At 72.8% G+C, this 6,099-nt stretch carries 5 protein-coding genes and 2 pseudogenes; 2 read left to right on the forward strand and 5 right to left on the reverse strand.

The window, feature by feature from the left end:
• Positions 1-120: 120 nt before the first annotated feature.
• The 3 genes and pseudogenes from HGB44_RS31335 to HGB44_RS31345 all read right to left on the reverse strand — a co-directional run.
• Positions 121-822, reverse strand: a pseudogene (locus HGB44_RS31335) (iron chelate uptake ABC transporter family permease subunit); the annotation flags it as partial.
• A gap of 86 nt (positions 823-908) precedes the next feature.
• A complete protein-coding gene (locus HGB44_RS31340) occupies positions 909-1,934 on the reverse strand; it encodes a FecCD family ABC transporter permease (RefSeq protein WP_061083716.1) in 1,026 nt (341 codons plus the stop codon).
• Positions 1,935-1,941: 7 nt separating this feature from the next.
• The gene (locus tag HGB44_RS31345) at positions 1,942-2,973 is read right to left on the reverse strand and encodes an iron-siderophore ABC transporter substrate-binding protein (RefSeq protein ID WP_061083717.1); all 1,032 of its coding nucleotides are present in this window, start codon (positions 2,971-2,973) and stop codon (positions 1,942-1,944) included.
• A gap of 291 nt (positions 2,974-3,264) precedes the next feature.
• Between HGB44_RS31345 and HGB44_RS31350 the strand changes: the two genes are divergently transcribed.
• Both HGB44_RS31350 and HGB44_RS31355 read left to right on the forward strand, forming a co-directional pair.
• Positions 3,265-3,489 carry a hypothetical protein gene (locus tag HGB44_RS31350; protein ID WP_061083718.1) on the forward strand — a complete coding sequence of 75 codons (225 nt, stop codon included), beginning with the start codon at positions 3,265-3,267 and terminating at the stop codon, positions 3,487-3,489.
• Positions 3,490-3,775: 286 nt separating this feature from the next.
• Positions 3,776-4,582, forward strand: a complete 807-nt coding sequence (locus HGB44_RS31355; RefSeq protein ID WP_061083719.1) for a cyclase family protein — start codon at positions 3,776-3,778, stop codon at positions 4,580-4,582.
• Between the two features lie 26 nt (positions 4,583-4,608).
• Here the strand turns inward: HGB44_RS31355 and HGB44_RS31360 are convergent, their stop codons facing one another.
• Both HGB44_RS31360 and HGB44_RS32320 read right to left on the reverse strand, forming a co-directional pair.
• Positions 4,609-5,829: a PP2C family protein-serine/threonine phosphatase gene (locus HGB44_RS31360; protein WP_061083720.1), complete on the reverse strand. Its 1,221-nt coding sequence runs from the start codon at positions 5,827-5,829 to the stop codon at positions 4,609-4,611.
• A gap of 94 nt (positions 5,830-5,923) precedes the next feature.
• Positions 5,924-6,099: pseudogene (locus HGB44_RS32320) on the reverse strand (ATP-dependent Clp protease ATP-binding subunit ClpX); the annotation flags it as partial.

The raw sequence follows: 6,099 nt of genomic DNA on the forward strand, positions 1-6,099 counted from the left end.
TAGTGTGGGGCATCGAGGGCCTTCCGGTCCGGTGGTAGATGTCGCAATCCACACCGTTACCGGAGGCCCTCTTTGTGTGTGTCAGGTGGGGTGGGTGTTACCAACCTCAGTGGTCAATACACCTAGGGAGTCGGCGAGTTCGTCGCCCATCTCGTTGACGGAGACCGGTCCGGCCAGCGCCGCCACGAAGGGCAGCGCCAACAGCAGGACCGCCCAGATGGTGGTGGCGTGTTCCCAGGAGCGGGCGCCCAGGCTGCCGTTGACGTAGGCGGACAGGACGCTGGCCTGGTCGCGGGCCATCACGGACACGACGAAGTGGGTGAAGGCCTGTGCCATGGCGGCCACCCCGATGCCCGCCACGATCAGGCGGCCGGGGTGGCGCAGCCCGGTCCCGGTCACCATGGCCACGACGGCCATGGCCAGGGCGGCGCCGGCCAGGGCGCCCAGCGGCACGGGGAGCACCCCGGGCAGGACGAGGGCGGCGAAGGCCGCGCCCGCCCCCGCTCCGGCGCCGAGGCCGATGACGTCGGGGCTGCCCAGAGGGTTGCGGGTGACGGACTGGAAGAGCGTGCCCGCCAGGCCCAGGGCGACGCCCGTGCCCGCGGCCACGGCCAGGCGGGGGCCGCGCAGCCGTTCGAGCACGAAGGCCTCGGTGGCCTCGCCCCCGCCCGTCAGGACGGCGGGCAGGCGGGTGAGGGGCACGCCGAGCCGCCCGAGGGCGAGCGTGGCGGCCGCGGCGGCGACCAGCAGGAGCAGCAGTCCGGCCGCCCACAGCAGGGAGCGCGGGTGGAGGGGCAGCGCGACCGGGCCCAGCCTCAGCACGGGTTCGGAGGCCTCCGGGGGTCGGGTGCGCCCGTGCTCGCGCCGGGCCGGGGCCGTCGGGATCGGGGTCGGACGGGTGGTTCGGGTCATGGGGTACTCCGCATCCTGCGGACCGCGTACAACAGGACGGGAGCACCGACGAACGCGGTGACGACGCCGACCATGAGTTCGGTGGGGCGCACGATGGTACGGCCGACGACGTCGGCGAGCAGCAGCAGGGTGGGGCCCACCAGCAGCGCGAAGGGCACCTGCGCGCGGAAGTCGACGCCGACCAGGGCGCGCACCACGTGCGGCACGGCCAGGCCGACGAAGGCGATGGGTCCGGCGGCCGCGGTGGCCCCCGCGGCGAGCAGGGCACCCGCGACGAGCCCGGCCGAGCGGGTCCACACCGTGTTGGCGCCGGTGGCGATCGCGGCCTCCTCCCCCAGGGCCAGGGCGTTGAGGCCGCCGCAGACCACGAGCGCGAGCAGGACGCCGACGCCGACGACCGGCAGCACGGACAGGATGACGTCGTAGCCGCGCCCGGCCAGCGAGCCGACCACCCAGTAGCGGTAGCTGTCGAAGGTCTCGGGCAGGCTCAGGGCCACCGCCTGGACGTAGGCGTTGAGCACGGCGGAGACCACCGCGCCCGCCAGGACCAGGCGGACCATGCCGCCGTCGCCGCCGCGGCTGCCCACCGTGTAGGCGGCCAGCCCCGCGATCAGGGCCCCGGGCAGCGCCCACCAGACCGTTCCGGTGACCGAGGTGGGGCCGAACAGCGCGGTGGCCGTGACCACCGCGGCGGCGGCCCCGGCGTTGACGCCCAGCAGACCGGGGTCGGCGAGGGGGTTGCGGGTGACGCCCTGCATGAGGGTGCCCGCCAGGGCCAGGGCGGCCCCGGCCACCACCCCCAGGACGGTGCGCGGGTAGCGGCTCTCCACCACCGTGGTGGTGAAGGAGTCCGCCCCGCCGGTGAGCGCCGCCCACACGTCGGCGACCGGTGTGGGCCTGCTGCCCATGACGAGGCTGAGCAGGACCGCCCCCGCCAGGGCCGCGACGCCCGCACCGAGCATGAGCGCGGTGCGGGCGGGACGCGTGCGGGGCGCGGCCGCGGATGTCTTCGCCCTGACCATGGAGGGACTAGTTCCCGATGTTCTGGGCGGCCTCTTCGATCATGGGCACGTAGCGGTCGATGACCCAGGGGACGGTCAGCGGGTTGATGATCGAGGAGGCGGTGACGAAGGAGTTGTCCTCGGAGGCGACCACGGCGCCGCTCTCGACGGCGGGGATGGCCGCGTACAGCTCCTGGGCCTCGATCTCGGCGCGGGTCTCGGGGTCGGTGTAGAACGTGAAGAGCAGGTCGCTCCCGGAGAGCTGGTCGGCGTTCTCCAGGCCGATGATGGCCGAGTCGGTGCCCTCGGTCTCGGGGAAGGTCTCCACGACCGGGTCGACGGTCAGGCCCAGGCCGCGGACCATGGCCACGCGCTGCTCGTCGGGCAGGAACACGCCGAGGGTGCCGGGGCCGTCGGTGTAGACGTAGGAGAAGGTCAGGTCGGCGAACTGCTCGTTGGCCGCCGCGGCCTCGTCGAACTGCGTCTCGATGTCCTGGATGAGGCCCTGGGCCTCCTCGGGCTGGCCGAGCGCCTCGCCGATGATCTCGATCTGCTGGTCCCAGTCGGTGCTCCAGGGCAGCTCGGGGTAGGCGACCGTGGGGGCGATGTCGCTCAGGATGTCGTACTGCTCCTGGGTGACACCGGACCATGGGGCGAGGATGACGTCGGGCTCCAGCTCGATGATCGCCTCGAAGTCGATGTCGTCGGCGCCGGTGAACTGGGCGGGCGGTTCCTCGCCCGCCTCGGTGACCGCCTCGTGGATCCACGGCAGGTATCCGGTGTCGTCGCTGCCCCACTCGTAGCTCTCGACGCCGACGGGTACGACGCCGAGGGCGATGGCGGTCTCGGCGGAGCCCTGGCCGAGGGTGACCACGCGTTCGGGCTGCTCGGGGATCTCGGCGGTGCCCAGGGCGTTGTCGATGCTGACCGGGAACTGGCCGCCGGCGGTGCCGCCGCCGCTCTCACCGGTGCCCTCCTCCGCACTGCCGCACGAGGTGAGGCCGACGGTGAGGAGGGCGGTGAAGGCGATGCCGCTGACACGGCGAAGGGTGGAGGCCATGCTCACACTGCTTTCTTCGTCACGGGGAGTGGCCGCACCGTGTTCCGGCGGGCCGTTTCCGCGCATGGGGCGCCCCGAGGGGGAAACACGGAGGACAGAACGGGAGGATCCCGGCAAAACCAAGGTTAGTCTAACCTCACTCGGTAGGGATTTCAAAAGTTCTGAACTCCGGACGCGGGCCCCGCACACCTCTCCCTGCCTCCGCCTGACACACCCTTGACCTGCCATGGAGCTTGTCCGGCATCTCCTCGGGAAGTGCCTCTAGAGGCAACCACCAACGCGAGGAGCACCATGATCGCCAAACTGTCCGAGATGGGTGTCACGTCCGAGATGGCCTACGGGGCCGGAGTCGCCTCCATCGGCCTCAGCTTCGTGAGCTGGCTGGTCTCCCTGAAGAAGGAGGAGGACACCGGGCTGGACCGCGCCGACCGGTGGGGGATCTTCATCGGCGAGTGGGCACCCACCTTCTTCGCGGTCGGCGTCGCGCTTCGGCTGGAGGAGTCCAGGAAGAAGTAGGGCCGCGCCGCGGCGCCCGGGGAACCGGGCGCGACGCGGGCGGACGGGTCGCGCGCCCGGTCGGAGCTGCTCCGGCCGGGCGCGACGCGTGTGCGGCGCCGACCGGGGCATGGAGCGCCTCCGCGCCGGTGGGGACGGCTCACCGAAAAGCGGCTCCGCGCCCGGCGCCCGGCACGGACCGCGGCCGCGGCCGCGGCGTGGAATCGTCCACAGGAGGGCGGGGACAGGTTGGCGGACACCGCCGGCCGGGCATACGGGAAGCGACGCACACGACGAGAGGGACCCCATGTGCCTGAACGGAACCGGTGAGACCGTCCGCTCGCGAAGCGGCGAGGCCGGGTCGGGACCCGCCGGACCGCCCGGTTCGCCGGGCCGGCCGCGCCCGTGGCCCACGGGCTTTCGCAGGGTGGCCGACCTCAGCCACGTCCTGTCGCCGACGATGCCCTCCTGGGGGGAGGACAAACCCCGGCGCGAGAACCTGGGCGAGCCGGTGCCCGAGGGCGGGTTCGGCTTCTACCTGCAGCAGTGGACGCTCAGCGAGCACTCGGGTACGCACCTGGACGCGCCGGGGCACGTGATCGGCGGCGGGCGGCTGGTCCCCGACATCCGGCCGGACGAACTCCTCGCCCCGGCGGCGGTGATCGACATCCGCGCCCGGGCGGCCGAGGACCCCGACACCACGGTGACGGTGGACGACGTGCTGGCCTTCGAACGCGCCCACGGACGGATCCCCGCGGGGGCGGCGGTGCTGATGCACTCGGGGTGGAGCGCCCGGTGGGCGCGGGGCGACGACGCGGTGCGCGGGGTGGCCGCGGACGGCTCCTGGCACTTCCCGGGGTTCGGCCCCGAGGCCTGCGAGTTCCTGATCGAGCGGCGCGGAGTGGTCGGGGTGGGTGTGGACACGCTGAGCACCGACCCGGGCGACTCCACCGACTTCCCCGCGCACGAGGTGGTGGGCAGAGCCGACCGCTGGGGGCTGGAGTCGCTGACCGGTCTGGAACAGCTGCCGCCGAGCGGGGCGCTGATCAGCGTCGGGGTCATGCCCGGTCTGGACGCCTCCGGCGGGCCCAGCCGGGTCCTGGCCATGTGGTGACCCGGTGCCGGCCTCCGCCCGCGAGGTCAGCAGCCCTCGACCCGGGGCATCGCTCCGCCGTCGGGGCGCCACTCCAGCAGCATGCTGGTGGCGTCGTCGGTGAAGCTGCCGCGCTGGTGGTCGTGGATGGCGTGGATCAGGCGCCGCAGCGTCTCCGGGGCGGGTTCCTCGGCGGCGGTGGCGCGGATGATGGAGTCGGCGAACCGTTCGAGTCCGAACATCCGCCCCTGGCTGTCGTGCGCCTCGGTCACCCCGTCGGTGTAGAGCAGGATCCGGTCACCGGGTTCGAGCCGGACCCGGTGCACGGTGCGCGGCTCGGACTCGCCGAGCACACCGCCGAGCCCGAGCGGTACCTCGGAGGGCCGCTCCAGGGCGTCCTCCAGCAGGAGTCCGCGCCGCAGGAGCAGGGGCGTGGGGTGGGCGCAGTTGACCCAGGTGAACTCCCCGGTGGACAGGTTCAGGGAGGCGAAGACGGCCGTGCAGAAGCGGTCGGGGAGCCAGGAGGTGAGTGCCCTCTCCACGCTGTCGGTCAGGTCGGCGAGGTCGGCGCCGTTGCGCCGGGCGTTGCGGACCCCGGCCATGGCCACCGACGCGGTCAGCCCGGAGGCCAGGTCGTGCCCCATCGCGTCGAGGATGGCCGCGTGCAGGGTCTCCTTGGTGATCGAGTGGTCGAAGGCGTCGCCGCCCAGCTGGTAGGCGGGTTCGAGGACGGCGGTGGACACGCCCCGCGAGGTGCCCAGGGTGCGGGGCGGCAGGAAGGCCCGCAGCATCTCGGTGCGCAGGTCCATCGACTGGGTGCGGGTGTGGCGGACGTAGGTGTCGCTGTAGGCGCGTTTGGAGGTGACGACCAGGGCCAGCAGTGAGGCGAGCGCGTGGCAGCGGCGCAGCGTGGACTCGTCGAGCACGGGGGCGCTGATGTGCACGACCCCCATGCGGTCGGCGCCGTCGCGCAGGGGCAGCCACAGGCTCAGCTCGCCGTCGCCGCCCTCGACCAGCCGCAGTGTCTCGGACCGGTAGGCCTCCCCGGCCACACTGGAGTCGACCTTGAGCGTCGGGCCGCCGAGCAGGGGGACGAGGAGGCGCTGTTGCAGGTCGACCAGGTGCACGGAGATGCTGCTGAGTCCGATCCGCTCACCGTAGCGGCCGGCGGCTTCGAGGACCTCGATCGGGGCGCACCCGTGCACGGACCTGACCAGTTCCTCGAACAGCTGCTCGGCCCCGGCGGCCGGGGTGGTCGTGTCGTCCATATGCCCACCTCCCCCAGCAGTCTCACACCGCGGGCGCGGGCGAGGGGGTTGCGGCGGGCCGTGTGTCCCGCGGCGGGGTGGTCTTTACCCGGGATCAGGCAGAGCGGTCGCGGCGCTCGTCGTCCCGGTCGGAGCGGATGCGGGGGACGATGGTGGGGTTGACGTTGTCGATCACGGTCTCCCGCGTAATGATCACCTGACCCACATCCTCACGACTGGGCACCTCATACATCACCGACAACAACACCTCCTCAATAATCGCCCGCAACC

Origin of the sequence: Nocardiopsis alborubida (assembly GCF_012396365.1) — a bacterium.
Taxonomy (GTDB): Bacteria; Actinomycetota; Actinomycetes; order Streptosporangiales; family Streptosporangiaceae; genus Nocardiopsis; species Nocardiopsis alborubida.